The organism is Pantoea dispersa (genome assembly GCF_035783935.1).
Taxonomy (GTDB): domain Bacteria; phylum Pseudomonadota; class Gammaproteobacteria; order Enterobacterales; family Enterobacteriaceae; genus Pantoea; species Pantoea dispersa_C.
Genome location: NZ_JALKOV010000006.1, coordinates 110,439 through 129,734, shown reverse-complemented (window position 1 = coordinate 129,734; position 19,296 = coordinate 110,439). Strand labels below are relative to the sequence as shown.

Here is a 19,296-nt window from a genome sequence, read left to right as displayed (position 1 = left end):
GTTGCAGTATGACAGAACAACCACTTAGCCAAAGCGCCGTCAGCGTGCGGGCCGGACGCACGCGCTTTATGATGCTGGCACTGGTGTTTATTAACATCATCATTAACTACATGGATCGCACCAACCTGTCGGTGGCCGCCACGCAGATGGCCGGTGAACTGCGCTTCACGCCGCTGGAAATGGGGCTGATTTTCTCGGCGTTTGGCTGGATCTATGCGGCGCTGCAGATTCCTGGCGGATTCCTGATCGATCGTCTTGGCGCGCGGCTGGTGTATGGCGCTGGCCTGTTCGCCTGGTCGCTGATCACCGCGCTGCACGCCCTGGCCAGCAGCTTCGGCGCGCTGTTCGGTCTGCGCCTCGGCGTGGGCGCTTTCGAAGCGCCGGTGATGCCGGCTAACAATCGGGTGATCTCCAGCTGGTTCCCGGAGCAGGAACGGGCCAGCGCGATTGGCATCTACTCATCTGCGCAGTTTGTTGGCCTCGCCTGTATGACGCCGCTGCTGTTTCACGTGCAGGCTGCATTTGGCTGGCGCGGGCTGTTTCTGATTACCGGCGTGGCGGGCATGATATGGGCGCTGGTGTGGTATCTGCTGTATCGCGAGCCGAACCAGCACAAAGGCGTCTCTCAGGCTGAACTGAACTATCTGCGTGATAACGGTGCACTGCTGGAAAATCGTCACGGCAGCCAGCCGCCGCGCGCGCGCTGGGCCGATCTGGCGCAAATGTTTCGCAGCCGCAAGCTGGTCGGCATCTATATCGGCCAGTTCACCATCTCGGCGACCTTCTGGTTTTTCCTTACCTGGTTTCCCACCTATCTGGTGGAATATCGCCACATGGACTTCATTAAGAGCGGCTACGTGGCGTCGCTGCCCTACTTCGCGGCGTTTTGTGGCGTGCTGCTGGCCGGCTTTGCCTCGGACCGGATGATCCGGCGCGGCGTGTCAGCCAGCGTGGCGCGCAAGCTGCCGGTGATCCTTGGCCTGTTTCTCACGCTGTTCATTCTTGGCGCCAACTACACCGAAGATTCGCGGCTGATCATCCTGTTCATGTCGCTGGCGTTTTTTGGCAATGGCCTGGCGACCATCACCTGGGTGTTTGTTACCGCGCTGGCGCCACGCCATCTGATTGGTCTGGCCGGCGGCGTATTTAACTTTACCGGCGCGCTGTCATCCATCGTGGTGCCCATCGCCATCGGGGCTCTGATTGATGGCAGCAACTTCGCGCCGGCGCTGGCCTTTATCGCCGTGCTGGCCGCCATCGGTATCTGCAGCTATCTGTTTATTGTCGGTAAGATCGATCATGTCAGCGCGCGCTGATAAGCCGTTTCGCCAGCGCGCGCAGCTGTTGCAGACGCTGCGCCAGCTGGTCCTCATCGGCCTGCCAGATTTTGGCGAAAGCCAGCGCCGCGCGATTGTTATTGATCGGCTGCGCCATGCTGATTTCACCGTCCTCGCGATGCCACATCAGATAATCCTGCGCCCGCTTCTGCGCCAGCAGCGGGGCAATCTGCGTCCACTGTTCGTCAGTGAAACGCGGCCGCAGCACCTCATCACTTTCCGCCGCCAGCAGCGCGACGCCAATCACCGACTGCCACGCCGGCAGCATGCGGAAACCGGCCAGCGCCTGGCTGGTACTGGTGCGCTCACCGGGCTCCGAGTGCCAGATGTAGATCACCTGGTCTTCCCACAGCACACCGAGCGCCACCACGATGTCGCGTGGCGCATGCGCTTCCAGCTGCGGCAGTGCCGAAGCAAACAGCGACGAACCGCGGATCGCCTGTGCCGCCAGCGCATGAATGCCCGGGCCCGGCAAATAGCGCCGGTGCTCATCCTGAATCGTCAGGCCGATGGACGCCATGGTCATCAGCAGGCGGTTTACCCGCGTGCTGTTCATCCCCATCTGGCGCGCCAGTTCGCGGCCGCCGACCGCTTTATCACTGGATACCAGATATTGCAGGCAGCGAATTCCGTCAATCAGGCTCTGGTTGGGTTGCGAAGACATAAATCACCTTGTGACGGTAAAAACTCAATCTTAGCAGCCTTCAGGCAGGAGTAACCTCATGATGCAAACTTTCTCTTCTCAGGCCGCGCGCAGCTTTCCGCTGCAGTCACTGCACGCCGATGTGCTGGTCGCCGGTGGCGGTCTGGCTGGCGTGTGCGCCGCGCTGGCGGCGGCGCGTGAAGGCCAGCAGGTGGTGCTGATTCAGGATCGTCCGGTGCTCGGCGGTAACGCCTCCAGCGAAGTACGGCTGTGGGCCAACGGCGCGACGTCGCACATGGGCAATAATAACCGCTGGGCGCGTGAAGGCGGCATCATGGGCGAGATCATGGAGGAGAATCTGTGGCGCAATAAAGAGGGCAATCCGGTGCTGTTCGACATGGTGCTGCTGGACATCGTGCAGGCGCAGCCGCGTCTGACGCTGCTGCTCAACACCGTGGTCAGCGACATTGAAAAATCCGCGCAGCGCCTGCAGGCAGTTCAGGCCTTCAACGCCATCAATCAGACGCATTATCGCGTGACGGCCGACCAGTTCATTGATGCCAGCGGCGATGGCGTGCTCGGCTATCTGGCCGGCGCAGCGCACCGCGTGGGCGCAGAATCACCGCAGGAGTTCGGTGAAAAAATGGCGCCGGGCGAGCAGTTTGGTCACAAGCTCGGCCACTCAATCTACTTCTATACCAAACGCAGCGCGCAGCCGGTGCGCTTTGTGCCGCCCTCCTTCGCGCTGAAAGAGATCACCGCGATCCCGCGTTATAAACGCCTGAGTTCCGATCTCAACGGCTGCGATCTGTGGTGGCTCGAATGGGGCGGACGGCTGGACACCGTGCACGAAAGCGAAACCATCAAGTGGGAGCTGTGGAAGATTGTCTGGGGCGTGTGGGATTACATCAAAAATTCCGGCGAATTCGACGATGCCGACACGCTGACCATTGAATGGGTTGGGCTGATTCCCGGCAAACGCGAGAGCCGCCGCTTTCTCGGCGACACCCTGCTGTGTCAGCAGGATATCATCGCGCAGCGCGATCACTATGATGCGGTGGCCTACGGCGGCTGGTCAATTGATCTGCATCCGGCCGACGGCGTCTACAGCGCTCACGATGGCTGTCGCCAGTTCCACAGCAAAGGCACTTACACCATTCCATTCCGCGCGCTGTACAGCCAGTCGCTGGATAATCTGCTGCTGACCGGTCGGCTCATCTCCGCCACGCATGTTGCCTTTGGCAGCGCGCGCGTAATGTGTACCTGTGGCGTGCTGGGCGAAGTGGTGGGCCGCGCGGCAGCGCTGTGCCAGCAGCATAACCAGACTCCGCGTCAGCTGGCGCAGCCGGAGCATATTGGTCAGCTGCAGCAACAGCTGCTGCGCCACGGCGCGTTCATTCCGCGTCAGCCGCTGGCGCATCCGGCCGGTGCCGCTCAGGTCAGCGCCAGCAGCACCTTCGCGCTGCGCGCTCTGCCTGCAGATGGCGGCTGGCACGCCCTCACCTCACGCTGCGCCCTGCTGCTGCCACTCAAAGCCGGAGAACAGCTGCCAGCGCTGACGGTGCGGCTGCGGGCAGCCTCAGCCCAGACGCTGCAGGTGTCACTGCTGACCAGCGAAAATCCGGCCAACACCTGCGGCGATCGGCTGCTGGCCACGCACAGTTTGCAGATTGGCGGGGAAGAGGCGTATTCGCTGCCGTTTGACTACCGTGCGGAGTGCGATCGCTACCTGTTTATCGCCTTTGAAGAAAATCCGGCGATTGAAGTAGCGCTCACCCGCCAGCGCCTGCCAGGCATCATGATGGTGTTCAACAGCCTCAATCCGCGCGTCGCGAAACGCACCCGGCAAATAAACGACGGCGATTACGGCGTGGATGAGTTTGATTTCTGGCTACCGCGCCGCGCGCCTCATCAGATCCTGATCGCGTTTAGTCTGGCGACGCCGCTGCGGCTGTGGCATTGCGACTATTTGCTCAACGGTAAATTGCGACCGGAAAGCCACACCAACGGCTGGCTGCCAGCGGCGGACGATCGCCAGCCGTGGGTGTGCTGGCAGTGGCCGGACGCGCAGCGCGCCAGCCAGATTACGTTGCTGTTCGATAACGATTTCGATCATGCGATGGAAACGGTGCAGATGGGCCATGCGCAGGCGGTGACGCCGCACTGTACCACCCATTATCGCCTGTGGCTGGATGACACGCTGCTGGCCGACGTCAGCGATAATCATCACTCGCTGTGCCATCATGCGCTGCCCCCGGATAACACGTTCCGCCAGATTCGGCTGGAGCTGCTGGCCAGCGCAGGCGCCCTGCCCGCGCTGTATGGACTGCATGTGCATCACCAGCCGGCGATGCCCTGACGCGCCAGCTGCAGGGCGATAAACCACATCACGCCGCCCACCAGCAGATTAATGATGCGCTGTGCGCGCACGGTGCGGAGGCGCGGCGACAGCCAGGCGGCCAGCAGCGCGAGGCCAAAAAACCACAGCAGCGAGGCGCTGGCGGTGCCGAAAGCGAACCAGCGGCGCGCCTCCGCCGACGGCAGCTGGCTGCCGAGACTGCCGAGCACCACAAAAGTGTCGAGATAGACATGCGGATTGAGCCAGGTCACCGCCAGCATAGTGGCGACAATGCGCCAGCGCCCCTGCTTCAGCGCCGCCTCTGACGCCAGCGTGACATCGCCCTGCCAGGCACTGCGCAGCGCGCCCCAGCCGTACCACAGCAGAAACGCCACGCCAGCCCAGGTGATCAGCATCAGCAAAACCGGCGACTGCTGCAGTAGCGCGCTGCCGCCAAATATTCCGCCGCAGATCAGCGCAATGTCGCTCAGTGTGCACAGCGACGCGGTCATCAAATGGTAGTGGCGCTTAATGCCCTGGTTCAGGACGAAGGCGTTCTGCGGGCCTAACGGCAGGATCAGCGCAGCGCCAAGAGCAAGCCCTTGTAAGTAAACAGATAACACAAAAGAGTTCCTGAGAAAGTGGTGTTGCTGTGCAGTATAGTGAGGCGCGGATATTAGCGGAAATGGAAAGAATTAATCGGTCATTAGCAGAACTGATAAAATAAGGGCACCCGCAGGTGCCCTGATAACTTACTCGCTGCGCGCAGGCTGCTGCGCTTCGCTCTGCACCTGGTGCAGGTGCACGTCCATCTGCGGATAAGGAATGCCGATACCGTGCGCATCCAGCGTGCGCTTAAAGTTCTTCATCAGATCCCAGTAGACGTTCTGCAGGTCACCGCTTTTGCTCCAGCAGCGCACCACAAAGTTCAGCGACGAGGCCGCCAGTTCGTTAAGGCCAATCTGGATACCCATGTCTTTCAGCACGCGCTCGTCCGCTTCCACCACGTCACGCAGCAGTGCGATCACCTGATCGACATCCGCATCATAGGCGACACCAATGATGAACTCGTTGCGGCGCATCGGCTCGCGCGAGAAGTTGACGATGTTGCCGGCGATGATTTTGCCGTTTGGCACCACGACGATTTTGCCGTCAGCGGTTTTCAGCGTGGTCGAGAAGATCTGCACATTCTGTACCGTGCCCATCACGCCGCCGAGATCGACGAACTCACCGGTGCGGAATGGACGGAAGGTCACCAGCAGCACGCCTGCCGCGAGGTTGGAGAGCGATCCCTGCAGCGCCAGACCGACGGCCAGACCGGCAGCACCGAGCACCGCAATCACCGAGGCAGTCTGCACGCCGACGCGACCCAGCGCGGCAATAATGGTGAAAGCAATGATACCGTAGCGCACCAGCGCCGAGAGGAAATCAGCTACGGTGGCGTCAATGTGACGCGCCACCAGCAGGCGATTGACGCCGTTTGATACCACGCGCGCGATAATCATGCCGACGATAATGATGGCGATGGCCGCCACGATGTTCACCGCATAGCTGAGGATCAGCGCCTGGTTGCGCACCAGCCAGCCACCTGCAGTGTTAATGCCGTCAACGACGTTTAAATCTTCCATTTGTTAGCCCTGTTGTTGAGTTTCCCGCAGGAAAGTACAAAAACTGCCAGATTCAATCCGACACTCCCGAGTACAAGGGTAAACAATAATGGGGCGAAGCGCCAAAAATGTGCTGGATAAACCGGGATTTCCAGACGGGACGCATAAAAAAAGGCCCTTTCGGGCCTTTTTTGTACGGTAAGCAAAAATTACAGTACGTCGACAGCGTTCAGCTCTTTGAAAGCCTGCTCTAAGCGCACAACCATGGAAGACTGTGCCGCACGCAGCCAGACGCGTGGGTCGTAGTATTTTTTGTTCGGGCTGTCAGCACCGTTCGGGTTGCCAAGCTGACCCTGCAGGTACGCTTCGTTGGTTTTGTAGTACTGCAGGATGCCGTCCCAGGTTGCCCACTGGGTATCGGTATCGATGTTCATCTTGATCACGCCGTAGCTGATAGACTCTTCGATTTCTGCAGCAGAAGAACCGGAGCCGCCGTGGAACACGAAGTCCAGCGCGTTGTGCGGCAGACCGTGTTTCTCGGCAACGTATTTCTGCGAATCACGCAGAATGGTTGGGGTCAGTTTCACGTTACCTGGCTTGTACACGCCGTGCACGTTACCGAAAGATGCGGCGATGGTGAAACGCGGGCTGATTTTGCTCAGCTCGGTGTAAGCGTAATCCACGTCTTCTGGCTGAGTGTACAGTGCAGAAGCGTCCATGTGGCTGTTGTCCACGCCATCTTCTTCACCACCGGTGCAACCCAGTTCGATTTCCAGCGTCATATCCAGTTTCGCCATGCGCGCCAGATATTTAGAAGAAATCTCGATGTTCTCTTCCAGTGACTCTTCAGACAGGTCGATCATGTGAGAAGAGAACAGTGGCTTACCGGTTTTCTTGAAGTGCTCTTCGCCAGCATCCAGCAGGCCGTCGATCCACGGCAACAGCTTCTTCGCACAGTGGTCAGTGTGCAGGATTACTGGCACGCCGTACTGTTCAGCCATCAGATGCACATGGTGTGCACCAGCGATTGCGCCGAAAATCGCAGCGCCCTGTGGTTTGTCGGTTTTAAAACCTTTACCGGCGATGAAGGCAGCACCACCGTTGGAGAACTGAACGATGACCGGCGCTTTAACTTTAGCCGCAGCTTCCAGTACCGCGTTGATGGAATCCGTGCCGACGCAGTTAACGGCTGGCAGAGCGAATTTGTTTTCTTTCGCTACTTTGAAGATTTTCTGAACGTCATCACCAGTGACAACGCCGGGTTTTACGAAATCAAAAATTTTAGACATGGTTGTGTCCTGTTTCGTTTATCGTCCACTCCCCAATGGGAATGCGATCTGTTCGCCCACAGCGGGCAAGCCTTCAGGCAGCGCCTAAGCGCCGCCCCCAAAAATTACTGCTTCGCGCGCTCTTCCAGCATGGCAACTGCTGGCAGTTTTTTGCCTTCCACGAACTCGAGGAACGCACCGCCACCGGTAGAGATATAGGAAATTTTGTCTTCGATACCGAACAGGTCGATAGCCGCCAGGGTATCACCGCCGCCAGCGACAGAGAACGCGTCGCTGTCTGCGATCGCATTCGCCACGATTTCGGTGCCCTTACGGAAGTTCGGGAACTCAAACACGCCAACCGGACCGTTCCACAGAATGGTTTTTGCGTCTTTCAGCAGCTTCGCCATGTTCTGTGCGGTTTCGTCACCGAAGTCCATAATTTCTTCGTTATCCGCTACCTCGGAAACCTTTTTCACGGTTGCCGGGGCAGTTTCGGAGAATTCCGTGCCGACCCGTGAATCGGTAGGTACCGGAATGCCGTACTGGTCGCGCAGGCCTTTAGCGGCTTCCACGAAGTCTGGCTCGTACAGGGATTTGCCGACGTTGTTGTCGATCGCCACGAAGGTGTTAGCGATACCGCCACCAACAATCACGGTGTCAGCAATTTTCACCAGCGACTGCAGCACGTCGAATTTGGTCGACACTTTAGAGCCACCGACCACGGCGACCAGCGGACGCTGTGGGTTGCTCATTACTTTGCCCAGCGCTTCCAGCTCGGCTGACAGCAGCGGACCGGCACAGGCGATAGGGGCGAATTTGCCCACGCCGTGGGTTGAAGCCTGTGCGCGGTGCGCGGTGCCGAAGGCATCCATGACGAACACGTCACACAGCGCGGCATATTTCTTCGACAGGGTTTCGTCGTCTTTTTTCTCGCCTTTGTTAAAGCGAACGTTTTCCAGCACCACCAGTTCGCCCGCGCCCACTTCAACGCCGTCGAGGTAGTCTTTCGCCAGGGTCACGTTAGTGCCGTTCAGTTTTTCTTTCAGGTAGTTAACAACCGGCAGGAGGGAGAACTCTTCGTTGTATTCACCTTCGGTCGGGCGACCCAGGTGAGAGGTAACCATCACTTTCGCGCCCTGTTTCAACGCCGCTTCGATGGTAGGCAGAGAAGCACGAATACGTGCATCTGACGTCACTTTCCCTTCTTTCACTGGTACGTTGAGATCGGCACGGATCAGAACGCGTTTACCAGCAAGATCCAGATCGGTCATCTTAATTACAGACATGGTGAACCCTCTCGTTGATTCTCATAAGTTTTGCCAGACGCAGTCCGCGTCTTACCTGAAACCGCTTGCGGCCATTGCTAACGTGGTGTCGATCATGCGGTTAGCAAAGCCCCATTCGTTGTCACACCAGACCAGGGTTTTGATCAGGTGATGACCGCTGACCCGCGTTTGCGTGCCGTCCACTATGGCACTGTGCGGATCGTGGTTAAAATCTACTGAGACTAACGGTAATTCCGTATAGTCAACTATACCACGAAATGCCCCCTCTGACGCGTTTTGCAGCAACGCGTTGACCTCACACGCCTTCACCGCCTGGCGCACCGAAACGCTCAGATCAATGGCGGTCACGTTGATCGTCGGCACGCGCACCGCGATAGCCTCGAAGCGATCGTTAAATTTCGGAAAAATACGGGTAATGCCAGCGGCAAGACGCGTATCGACCGGAATGATCGACTGGCTGGCGGCACGGGTACGGCGCAGGTCGCTGTGATAGGCGTCAATCACCTGCTGATCGTGCATCGCCGAGTGGATGGTGGTCACGGTACCCGACTCAATGCCAAAGGCGTCATCCAGCAGCTTGATCACCGGAATAATGCAGTTGGTGGTGCAGGATGCGTTGGAGACAATGCGGTCAGTTTGTTTAAGAGCCTGTTCGTTAACGCCGAACACTACGGTGGCATCCAAATCGTTGCCGCCGGGATGCGAGAACAACACTTTCTTTGCGCCAGCCTGCAGATGTGCTTCACCATCGTCGCGGCTGCCGTACACGCCGGTGCAGTCCAGCACGATATCCACATTAAGCTCGCGCCACGGCAGCGCGGCAATCTCAGCCTGATGCAGGATACGGATGGTATCGTCGCCGACCCACAACTGATCGCGCTCCTGGCGTACGTCAAAGGCAAAGCGGCCGTGGCTGGTATCGTACTTCAGCAGATGCGCCATGCCGGTCGCTTCCGCCAGTTCGTTGATCGCCACTACGGTGATTTCCGCCCGGCGACCGGTTTCATACAGCGCACGCAACACGTTACGTCCGATACGACCAAAACCATTTATTGCGATACGAATGGTCATCTCACTTCCTGCAGCCACACCTGAAAAAACGTGCCAAATACCTTGAGCGTTTCGCTGCGTTTTGTACAGGGAATTCTTGCCCGGTTACGGTTGCTGACGGAGAGCACACGGCTGCAACTGAAACGGTTCAGCGAGAATAAAGCATGGAAGGAATAACAGGAATGATTGCGATCAACTGTGCTGCTGATTATTGGATCTGTGTCACAAATTCAGGCAATGAAAATTATTACTGCAGGAATAATTGAACCGTTTCAGGTTCAGGTGATAACAGGTCCGCCAATCTGCACATGGGTGTCGCGGCGCAATTTATTGCGCTTAGTTAAGCCTGAAGATGGCAGCAGAACTGCGCGATGAATCGCGCCGCTACAACACGCAGCGGCGCGATGGGTTACGCGAAATTACAGAATCGATTTCGCGGTTTTCACTACGTTGGCCACGGTGAAGCCGAACTCTTCGAACAGCTGCTCAGCCGGTGCTGACTCACCGAAGGTGGTCATGCCTACCACGGCACCGTGCAGGCCGGTGTACTTGAACCAGTAATCCGCGATGCCGGCTTCGATGGCTACGCGCGCGCCAACCGCTTTCGGCAGTACAGCTTCGCGGTAAGCCGCGTCCTGCTTGTCGAACGCATCGGTAGACGGCATAGACACTACGCGCACCTTACGGCCTTCCGCGCTCAGCTGCTCGTAAGCGCCGACCGCCAGTTCAACTTCGGAACCGGTCGCGATCAGGATCAGCTCCGGCGTGCCGTCGCAATCTTTCAGCACGTAACCACCGCGCGCCACGTTAGCCAGCTGCTCAGCGCTACGATCCTGCTGCGCCAGGTTCTGACGCGAGAAGATCAGGGCTGATGGGCCGTCAACGCGCTCAATAGCGTATTTCCACGCCACCGCAGACTCGACCTGGTCACACGGACGCCACAGGCTCATATTCGGGGTGGTGCGCAGGCTGGCCATCTGCTCAACCGGCTGGTGCGTCGGGCCATCTTCACCCAGACCGATAGAGTCGTGGGTATAAACCATTACCTGACGGATTTTCATCAGCGCCGCCATGCGCGCCGCGTTACGGGCGTACTCGACGAACATCAGGAAGGTCGCGGTATATGGCAGGAAGCCACCGTGCAGCGCGATACCGTTGGCGATAGCGGTCATACCAAACTCACGCACGCCGTAATGAATGTAGTTGCCAGCGGCATCTTCATTGATTGGCTTCGAGCCGGACCACATGGTCAGGTTGCTTGGTGCCAGGTCAGCCGATCCGCCCAGATATTCCGGCAGCAGCTTACCGAAAGCTTCGATGGCATTCTGCGACGCTTTACGGCTGGCGATTTTCGCCGGATTAGCCTGCAGTTGCTCGATGAACTTCTGCGATTCCGCCTGCCAGTTGGCTGGCAGCTCATTGTTCACGCGGCGTTTGAACTCGGCGGCCAGTTCCGGATGTGCAGCGGCGTAAGCGGCGAACTTCTCGTCCCAGGCTTTCTCTTTCGCCTGGCCGGCTTCTTTGGCATCCCACTGTGCGTAGATGTCAGAAGGGATTTCGAATGGCGCGTGGTTCCAGCCCAGCTGTTTGCGGGTCAGCGCGATTTCGTCGTCGCCCAGCGGCGCGCCGTGCGAGTCGTGCGTACCGGCTTTGTTCGGCGAACCGAAACCGATGATGGTTTTGCACATCAGCAGTGATGGCTTGTCGGTAACGGCTTTGGCTTCTTCCACCGCTTTTTTGATCGCGTCCGCATCGTGACCGTCGACGCCACGCACCACGTGCCAGCCGTACGCTTCGAAGCGTTTGGCGGTGTCGTCGGTGAACCAGCCATCCACGTGACCGTCGATTGAGATGCCGTTGTCGTCATAGAACGCCACCAGCTTGCCGAGCTTCAGGGTACCGGCGATGGAGCACACTTCGTGCGAGATGCCTTCCATCATGCAGCCGTCGCCCATGAACACGTAAGTGTGATGGTCTACGATGTCGTGGCCCGCACGGTTAAACTGCGCCGCCAGCGTGCGCTCAGCAATGGCGAAGCCTACGGCGTTCGCGATGCCCTGACCCAGCGGGCCGGTGGTGGTTTCCACGCCTGGGGTGTAGCCGTATTCCGGGTGGCCTGGGGTTTTAGAGTGCAGCTGACGGAAGTTCTGCAGCTCGCTCATCGGCAGGTCATAGCCGGTGAGGTGTAGCAGGCTGTAAATCAGCATCGAGCCGTGGCCGTTGGACAGCACGAAACGGTCGCGATCTGCCCACAGCGGGTTAGTTGGATTGTGGTTCAGGAAATCACGCCACAGCACTTCAGCGATATCGGCCATGCCCATTGGGGCACCCGGATGTCCCGATTTCGCTTTCTGTACTGCATCCATACTTAACGCGCGAATGGCGTTGGCAAGCTCTTTACGAGAGGGCATCTTCTACTCCAGGTCGGATTAATGCTCCGCCACGCTTAACTGATTGTAATTAATGAGTTATAAGGCGAAGCGAGAAAAAAGTCGCACATCAATGTACATGAAAATCGGGGCAAAAGTACATGTATCAGGATGCTAAATCTGCGGTTCCGGGTTGCAATTCGGGGCCTGTCTGCTAGCCAATCCGCCACGGGCACGCTATAACCAAAGCGTTTGAACACCTGCGTGGTTTTTCAGGTGTTTGTTTTCTCTACTTGTTACTCAAAGGATGCTGATATGAAAATCCGGGCCATGGTTGTAGCTCTGGGAATGGTTTCGCTGCTGAGCGGCTGCGAAGGAATGGATAACAACGCACTGTTGCAGTCTGGCGCGCAGGCGTTTCAGGCTTACTCACTGAACGATGCCCAGGTTAAAGAGCTGAGCGATCAGTCGTGTGCACAAATGGATAAAGATAACCAGCTGGCGCCGGCGAACAGCAGCTATCAGCAGCGCCTGAACAAAATCGCTGCCGCGCTGGGCGATAACATCAACGGCGTGCCGGCCAACTACAAGGTTTACCTGACCAAAGACGTTAACGCCTGGGCGATGGCCAACGGCTGCATCCGCGTTTATAGCGGTCTGATGGATATGATGACCGACAACGAAGTCGAAGGCGTGCTCGGCCATGAGATGGGCCACGTGGCGCTCGGCCATACGCGCAAAGCAATGCAGGTGGCTTTCGCCACCACGGCGGCACGCAACGCTGCGGCGTCGGTGGGCGGCGTAATTGGTTCGCTGTCGCAGTCACAGCTGGGCGAAATGGGCGAGAAACTGGTTAACGCGCAGTTCTCACAGACCCAGGAGTCGCAGGCGGATGACTATTCGTACGATCTGCTGAAGAAGCGCGGCATTAATCCGCTCGGTCTGGCGACCAGCTTCGAGAAGCTGGCGAAGCTGGATCAGGGCCGCCAGAGCTCGATGTTTGACTCGCATCCGGACTCTGAGTCACGCGCGCAGCATATTCGCGACCGCATTGCGGCGGATGGTAAGCAGTAGCCGATCTTCCCCTCACCCCAGCCCTCTCCCGCACGCGGGAGAGGGAGCAGTCCGTGCGAAGTTGCACTTCAGTACTGTCCTCACCGCCCGCTCGATCGGTTCCCTCTCCTGGGGGAGAGGGTCAGGGTGAGGGCCACCATCCGCATCGCGGCGTATGGTAAGTCGTCGCCGATCTTCCCCTCACCCCAGCCCTCTCCCGCACGCGGGAGAGGGAGCAGTCCGTGCAGCGGTTTTCACTCCTGCACGCGAGAGAGGCAGCAGTCCGTGCGAAGCTGCACTTCAGTACTGCTCTCACCGCTCGCTCGATCGGTTCCCTCTCCTGGGGGAGAGGGTTAGGGTGAGGGCAGCCGCCCGCTCCGCCGCTTACCCTTTATTCGCCGCCTGCACGTGCAGCATATCCAGCGCCAGCGTCGCAGCGGCCAGTGAGGTCAGGTCGGCGTGATCGTAACCCGGCGCCACTTCCACCAGATCCATCCCCACAATGTTCATGCCCTGCAGGCCGCGGATCAGCTTAGTGGCTTTATCGCTGGTCAGGCCACCAATCACGGGCGTACCGGTGCCTGGCGCGTGAGCCGGATCGAGGCAGTCGATATCAAACGTCAGGTACACCGGCAGATCGCCCACGGTGCGCTTCACTTCGGCCAGGATGTCATCCACGCTGCGGTCATTAACCTGCGCGGCGTCCAGCACGTTAAAGCCCAGGCTCTTATCGAACTCGGTACGGATACCAATCTGCACCGAATGCTGCGGATCGATCAGCCCTTCCTGCGGCGCGGTGTAGAACATGGTGCCGTGGTCAAAAGTCGGGCCGTTGGAGTAGGTATCGGTGTGCGCATCAAAGTGCACCAGCGCCATCTTGCCGAAGTGTTTGGCGTGCGCGCGCAGCAGCGGCAGCGTGACGTAGTGATCACCGCCAAAAGTCAGCATGCGCTTGCCGTTCGCCAGCAGCTTTTCCGCGTGCGCCTGCAGCTTGTCGGATAGATCCTGTGAATCGCCGAAGGCGTACACCAGATCGCCGCAGTCCACCACATTGAGGCGCTGACGCAGATCGAAATCCCACGGCCAGCGGCAGCCTTCCCACGCCAGGTTGGTAGAGATCTGACGGATCGCACCCGGCCCTAAACGGCTGCCCGGCCGGCCTGACGTCGCGGCATCAAACGGCACACCGGTAATCACCCACTCGGCGTCGCTGTCGTAAGGCTGGAAGTTCAGCGGAAAACGCATGAAACCGAAGGCGTTTGAAACCAGGGAGTTGTCGTACTGATTGCCCAGCGTGTTGTACATAACGAGTCCTCTTAAATCCTTAAATCGGTTAGCCAGTTAAGGTATAGATGAAAAAAATCCCCTCCGCGTCGTTAGGCCCGACGAGGAAGGGATTGATGGGCGTGATTATCGCCGAGATTGCCGCGCACCGCAATTAGCGCTCGCGCATCGCCTCTTTGGCCTTGTTAAACGGTTTGACCAGATAATCCATGATGCTCTTCTCGCCGGTTTTGATATCCACGGTAGATACCATGCCCGGGCTGATGGCAAAGCGCCGGCCGGCCTTGTTCTGCACATAGTCGTTGTCAGTACGAATAAATACGCGGTAGTAGTAAATCTCCGGTTTGACCTCGTCCTGAATGGTATCCGGCGAAATGCTTTCCACCACGCCGTTGAGGCCGCCGTAAATGGCGTAATCGTAAGCGGAGATCTTTACCACCGCGCGCTGACCGGGATGGATGAAGGCAATATCGCGCGGCGACAGACGCGCTTCTATCAGCAGCCGATCGTTCATCGGTACGATGTTCATCAGCTCACCGTTGGGCGGAATCACCCCGCCCACCGTCGAGACTTTGATGTTTTTCACGATGCCACGCATCGGTGCGCGAATGGTCAGACGCGTGACGGTATCTTCGCGTCCTTTAATCACCTGCGCCAGGCTGTCGGCTTCGGCGCTGGCCTTCGCCAGCTCTTCGCGCGCCTGCACGTAATACTGCGAGCGCATATCGGTGAGCTTCAGCTCGAGGTCGGACTTATCGCGCTGTAAGCGCAGCACTTCGACGCTGCTGGCGGCACCGGTTTTCGCCAGCCGCTGGGTGATCGCCAGTTCGCGATTAGCCAGCGCCAGCGACTCCTTAAACTGCCGGGTGGCATCATTGAGCTGGGCGCGTTTGGTGTTATACAGGCGGGTTTCCGCCGCGATAAGATCCGGATAGCCCTTCAGCTCGGCGGGAAACGTGAGCGGATCATCGTTCACTTCCGCGCGCAAACGCGAGGCCGCCGCCAGCGCGGCCCGGTAGCGCGCCGCGCTTTCGCCGACGCTGGACTGCGAGCGCGTGGCATCCAGTTTCGCCACGATCTGCCCGGCCTGCACGCGATCGCCCTCATGCACGTACAGCTCCGTGAGAATGCCGCCCTCCAGCGATTGCAGCACCTGTTCGCGCGAACTGGGGATCACCTTCCCGGTGCCGGTTGAGACCTCATCCAGCATGCCAAACCACGCCCACACCAGCGCCACCACGATCAGCGCAGTGCTGATGACGATCAGCCGCACTGCACCGGTGTAGTGGCTTTCCGATTTCAGTTCGCCGAGCAGATCGTCGGACGAATCCACTTCCGCAGCGGTGACCAGCCGCAGTTTTGCCGGCAATTGTTTCATCATGCCTGTCCCTCCCCCGCCGCTCCGCTGGCGCGCGGTGCCGGCAGCGCGTTCTCTTTCGGGCTGTCCATCACCAGCTGCCCCTCTTTCAGCACCAGAATGCGATCCACCAGCGACAGAATCGCCGCGCGGTGCGTTGCCACGATCAGCGTGCGGCCATTCAGCCAGGCGCCGAGCCGCTCAATAAAATCCTTCTCGGTATGATCGTCGAGCGAAGCGGTGGGCTCATCCAGCAGCACGATATTGGGATCGCGCAGCAGCATGCGCGCCAGCAGCAGCGACTGGCGCTGACCGCCGGACAGCCCGACGCCGCCCTCCATTACCGGATGATCGAGCCCGAGCGGCAGGCGGCGAATAAAATCGGCCCCGCCACTCACCGTCAGCGCGGCAAAAATCGCTTCGTCGGTGGCGTGCGCCGCGCCCATGGTGAGGTTTTCCCGCAGCGTACCGTGGAACAGCCGCGCGTTTTGCGTCAGCAGCCCGACGTTGCGCCGCACGTCCGCGACATCAATATGCGGCAGGCTGAGGTTGTCCAGCCGCAGCTCGCCGCCCACCAGATCCATGCCGCCGGCCATCGCCTGCAGCAGCGTGGATTTACCGGAGCCGTTACGCCCCAGCACGGCGATGCGCTCGCCCGGCTTGATGGTCAGCGTCTTAATGCGCAGCGCCACGGTCAGCGAATCGCTGTAGTAGCGGAACATGGCATCGGTGAACTGGTAGTGACCAAACAGCACCGGACAGTGAATGCGCGTTTCGTCTTTGCTGTTCTCCACCGGCAGATTCATCAGCGCATCAAGGCTGCTCTTTGCCGCTTTTACCTGCTGCCAGCGCGCCAGCACGCCACACAGCGTCGCCATCGGCGCAATCATGCGTGAGGACAGCAGCGAGGCGGCGACAATCGCCCCGGTGGTGATATCGCCGTTGATCACCATCGGCGCACCGACCACGATCACGCTGGCGTACACCAGCCCCTGAATGGTGACGCCCCAGCTGATCAGCGCATGCATCACTTTGCGCATCTCAACGCCCGACTGCGCGGTGATGCGGATATAGCTGTTCCACTGCTGCAGAAAGCGATCCTCCGCCTGCATCAGCTTGATATCTTCCAGCCCCTGCACGCTCTCTACCAGCACCGCGTTGCGCAGCGTCGACTCTTTCAGGTTTTGCTGCGCCAGCTTCGCCAGTTTTTTCTGGCTCAGCACGCCGGGCAGGATCATCAGCAGCACCGCCACCGGCGCGATCCACGCCAGCTGCGGCGCGATGATCGCCATCACCAGCATAAACAGCAGGAAGAACGGCATATCGACGATCGCCGTCACCGTGGTCGACGTCACCATTTCGCGCACCGCTTCCAGCTCGCGCAGCTGCGAAATAAAGGTGCCGGTCGATCGCGGCACCGCGCTGTTGCGCAGCCGCAGCGCATGGCCGAACACGCGATCGGAGACGCGCATATCGGCGCGCTTGCCGAGCAGATCGGTGACGTGATCGCGGCCAACGCGCAGAATATAGGTGAACACCACCGAGAGGATCACGCCGATATACAGCACGTAAAGCGTGGGATAGGACTGCGCCGGGATCACCCGGTCGTACACCTGCATGGAAAAGATGATGCCGACCAGCGCCAGCAGGTTGATGAGAAACGATCCCAGCATCACGTAGCCGTACGGGCGCATATCGTGCAGCACCAGGCGGCGCAGCCAGTCCGGCCGGACCGTGGCGAGATAGCGATCGACACGGCTATCTTTGGCGGCCGTCACCGGACGCAGCGCCGCGACGTAACCGATCTGCGGCAGCAACGTATTCAGCGCGATGGGCGCCGGTTGTTCATCGCCGGCGAAGTGCACCCGTACCGTATCATCGCCATCAAAGCTGGTGATGACGCCGACCTGGCCGTCGCGCAGTTCCACCGCCAGCGGCAAGCGCCAGCTGCTGATCTCCCACTGATGCTCTTCATACAGCTGCAGCGACAGCCCGGCCTGACGCGCCAGATGGCGCAGCGCTTTATCGCGTGACTGTTTGCCCTGCCATTCGCTGGCGGCCATGATCATGCCCGGCGAGCACGGCAGGCGATAATGGGTAGCGATGAGAATAATGGCGGTGGCCCAGCCGTGTAGCGGCACCTCGCCACCGGCGGCGCTGGCGGAATTGCCATTGGGTGCGTCCGGAATCTGTAATTGCGTCATGGCTGGATCTCCACGGACTGGATGCGCTGGTTATTCAGCGCAAACGCTGACCGCATCTGCCCGGTGCTGTATAAGCAGTCGAGCTGCAGTGAACGTAACTGGCTGATGGTTTGCTGCATGGCGAAGCGCGTCTGGAACACTTCCTGTTCGGCGTTGAGCACGTCCAGCAGCGGACGGGTGCCGAGCTGCAGATACTGATCCTGATATAGCTGCTGCGTCTTCTCGCCCAGCGTCTGCTGGCGCGACATGATCGCCAGGCTCTGCGACAGGCTCAGCGCTTCGGTTTGCGATTCACTCAGCTGCTGCTGCGCTTTGAGGCGCGCCGAGTTCACCGCCGCATTGGCCGCCTGCAGCGCGCTGGCCGCGGCATCGCGCGCCGCGGTAATGCCGCCGCCCTGATACAGCGGCATCTCAACTTTGACGAACGCGGAATACTGGGTACGGTCGAGCGTTTCGCTGCCGGAGTAGTGATTGTTGAGGTAATGCGTGACCTGCGGTTCCAGCGAGATGGTGGGTAAATTCTGCGCGTTAGCGTTATCCAGTTTGGCCTGCGCCTGCCGCGCCTGCGCCCACGCCGCCAGCACCGCCGGATTGGATTTGTCGTCGGCTTTGCCCACCGCGCAGGCGCGCGTCAGGCTGGGCGGAAACGCATCGCTGACCTTTTTCACCAGTGGCCAGCCGAGATAGCTGGCCAGCGTGGCCCGCCAGCGGTTGAGGCTGGCCTGATACTGGGTCAGCGTGGTGCGCGCGCCTTCGATACGCGCGTCGGTTTGCGTGGCGTCCGAGAGCGATGCCGCCCCCTCTTCATTGCGCTGACGCGCCAGATCGCCAATCTTACTCAGCGCCGTCAGCTGATCCTGGGCAATCTTCACCAGTTGCTGATAGCCCTGCACCTGCACCAGCGCGGCGGCGGTGTCGTGCGCGACGGTATCAATACTCACCAGCACGCTGGCCTGCTCCTGCGCCACCCCGGCTTCGGCGGAGCGCACCGAACTGCTAACTTTGCCAAAGTCATACAGCATCTGCGATACCGACAGCACAAATGACGGGCTGAAGCCTTTCTCGCTGTAGGCGTTGCTGTAGCCGTTGTTCATGCCGGCGCTGATTTGCGGATAGTATTTGGCCTGCGCCACATCGACCTGGCTGGCCTGCTCGAGCATTTTGCCAATCGCCTGCGCGATATCCGGATGCCACTGGATGGCGCGCTGTACCGCCTGATTAAGGGTTAAGGTATCCGGCACGTTAGCCAGCGCGGGTTCAGCCACCTGACCGGTTAATGAGGGAAGTTCCTGCTGCTGCGCCAGACCGGCTGAGGTTATGCGCCCCGCCTGCATCACGGCATCACTGGCAGCCATAAGATGAGAACTGTGAAAAAACACAATGCCAGCACACAGGGCGCTGAGCTTACAGGTACGGCGAGTTGTTGCGCCTGATTGCATCAGATCCATCGATTGTTCACCAGTCAAAGAGAGAAAGGGGCACCTCCGTGTGCCCGTT

General features: G+C 59.4%; 14 protein-coding genes. 3 read left to right on the top strand and 11 right to left on the bottom strand.

Annotation, left to right across the window (positions count from 1 at the left end; translation table 11 throughout):
- The first annotated feature begins 8 nt into the window (after positions 1 to 8).
- The gene (locus MXF20_RS13335; protein ID WP_325969763.1) at positions 9 to 1,316 is read left to right on the top strand and encodes an MFS transporter; all 1,308 of its coding nucleotides are present in this window, start codon (positions 9 to 11) and stop codon (positions 1,314 to 1,316) included.
- On the opposite strand, the gene MXF20_RS13330 is transcribed toward MXF20_RS13335, so the two are convergent.
- A complete protein-coding gene (locus tag MXF20_RS13330; RefSeq protein WP_325969762.1) occupies positions 1,303 to 2,001 on the bottom strand; it encodes an IclR family transcriptional regulator domain-containing protein in 699 nt (232 codons plus the stop codon). The genes MXF20_RS13335 and MXF20_RS13330 overlap by 14 nt on opposite strands.
- A gap of 61 nt (positions 2,002 to 2,062) precedes the next feature.
- On the opposite strand from MXF20_RS13330, the gene MXF20_RS13325 reads away from it, so the two are divergent.
- Positions 2,063 to 4,339, top strand: coding sequence for an FAD-dependent oxidoreductase (locus MXF20_RS13325; protein ID WP_418936854.1), 2,277 nt, complete (start codon positions 2,063 to 2,065; stop codon positions 4,337 to 4,339).
- Here MXF20_RS13325 and argO read toward each other — a convergent pair.
- From argO to tkt, 6 genes are all read right to left on the bottom strand, one after another.
- On the bottom strand, positions 4,318 to 4,941 hold the full coding sequence (argO, locus tag MXF20_RS13320; RefSeq protein WP_021506651.1) for an arginine exporter ArgO: 624 nt from the start codon (positions 4,939 to 4,941) through the stop codon (positions 4,318 to 4,320). The genes MXF20_RS13325 and argO overlap by 22 nt on opposite strands.
- A 129-nt stretch (positions 4,942 to 5,070) precedes the next feature.
- Complete coding sequence (gene mscS / locus MXF20_RS13315) at positions 5,071 to 5,946, bottom strand: small-conductance mechanosensitive channel MscS (RefSeq protein WP_325969760.1); 876 nt, start codon at positions 5,944 to 5,946, stop codon at positions 5,071 to 5,073.
- Positions 5,947 to 6,134: 188 nt separating this feature from the next.
- Entirely contained in the window at positions 6,135 to 7,214 is a 1,080-nt protein-coding gene (gene fbaA, locus MXF20_RS13310) for a class II fructose-bisphosphate aldolase (RefSeq protein WP_325969759.1), read from the bottom strand.
- 104 nt (positions 7,215 to 7,318) lie between these two features.
- Positions 7,319 to 8,482: a phosphoglycerate kinase gene (gene pgk / locus MXF20_RS13305; RefSeq protein WP_021506648.1), complete on the bottom strand. Its 1,164-nt coding sequence runs from the start codon at positions 8,480 to 8,482 to the stop codon at positions 7,319 to 7,321.
- Between the two features lie 51 nt (positions 8,483 to 8,533).
- Positions 8,534 to 9,553 carry an erythrose-4-phosphate dehydrogenase gene (gene epd / locus MXF20_RS13300; protein ID WP_325969758.1) on the bottom strand — a complete coding sequence of 340 codons (1,020 nt, stop codon included), beginning with the start codon at positions 9,551 to 9,553 and terminating at the stop codon, positions 8,534 to 8,536.
- A gap of 398 nt (positions 9,554 to 9,951) precedes the next feature.
- A complete protein-coding gene (tkt, locus tag MXF20_RS13295; RefSeq protein WP_325969757.1) occupies positions 9,952 to 11,943 on the bottom strand; it encodes a transketolase in 1,992 nt (663 codons plus the stop codon).
- A 273-nt stretch (positions 11,944 to 12,216) separates the two neighbouring features.
- Between tkt and MXF20_RS13290 the strand changes: the two genes are divergently transcribed.
- Positions 12,217 to 12,975 carry a M48 family metallopeptidase gene (locus MXF20_RS13290; RefSeq protein ID WP_325969756.1) on the top strand — a complete coding sequence of 253 codons (759 nt, stop codon included), beginning with the start codon at positions 12,217 to 12,219 and terminating at the stop codon, positions 12,973 to 12,975.
- A 363-nt stretch (positions 12,976 to 13,338) separates the two neighbouring features.
- Here the strand turns inward: MXF20_RS13290 and speB are convergent, their stop codons facing one another.
- From speB to MXF20_RS13270, 4 genes are all read right to left on the bottom strand, one after another.
- Complete coding sequence (gene speB / locus MXF20_RS13285; protein WP_021506644.1) at positions 13,339 to 14,259, bottom strand: agmatinase; 921 nt, start codon at positions 14,257 to 14,259, stop codon at positions 13,339 to 13,341.
- Positions 14,260 to 14,392: 133 nt separating this feature from the next.
- A complete protein-coding gene (locus tag MXF20_RS13280; protein WP_369974314.1) occupies positions 14,393 to 15,616 on the bottom strand; it encodes an HlyD family type I secretion periplasmic adaptor subunit in 1,224 nt (407 codons plus the stop codon).
- On the bottom strand, positions 15,616 to 17,799 hold the full coding sequence (locus tag MXF20_RS13275) for a type I secretion system permease/ATPase (protein WP_325969755.1): 2,184 nt from the start codon (positions 17,797 to 17,799) through the stop codon (positions 15,616 to 15,618). The genes MXF20_RS13280 and MXF20_RS13275 overlap by 1 nt, the downstream gene beginning before the upstream one ends.
- Entirely contained in the window at positions 17,796 to 19,247 is a 1,452-nt protein-coding gene (locus tag MXF20_RS13270; protein WP_325969754.1) for a TolC family outer membrane protein, read from the bottom strand. The genes MXF20_RS13275 and MXF20_RS13270 overlap by 4 nt, the downstream gene beginning before the upstream one ends.
- Between the last annotated feature and the right edge of the window lie 49 nt (positions 19,248 to 19,296).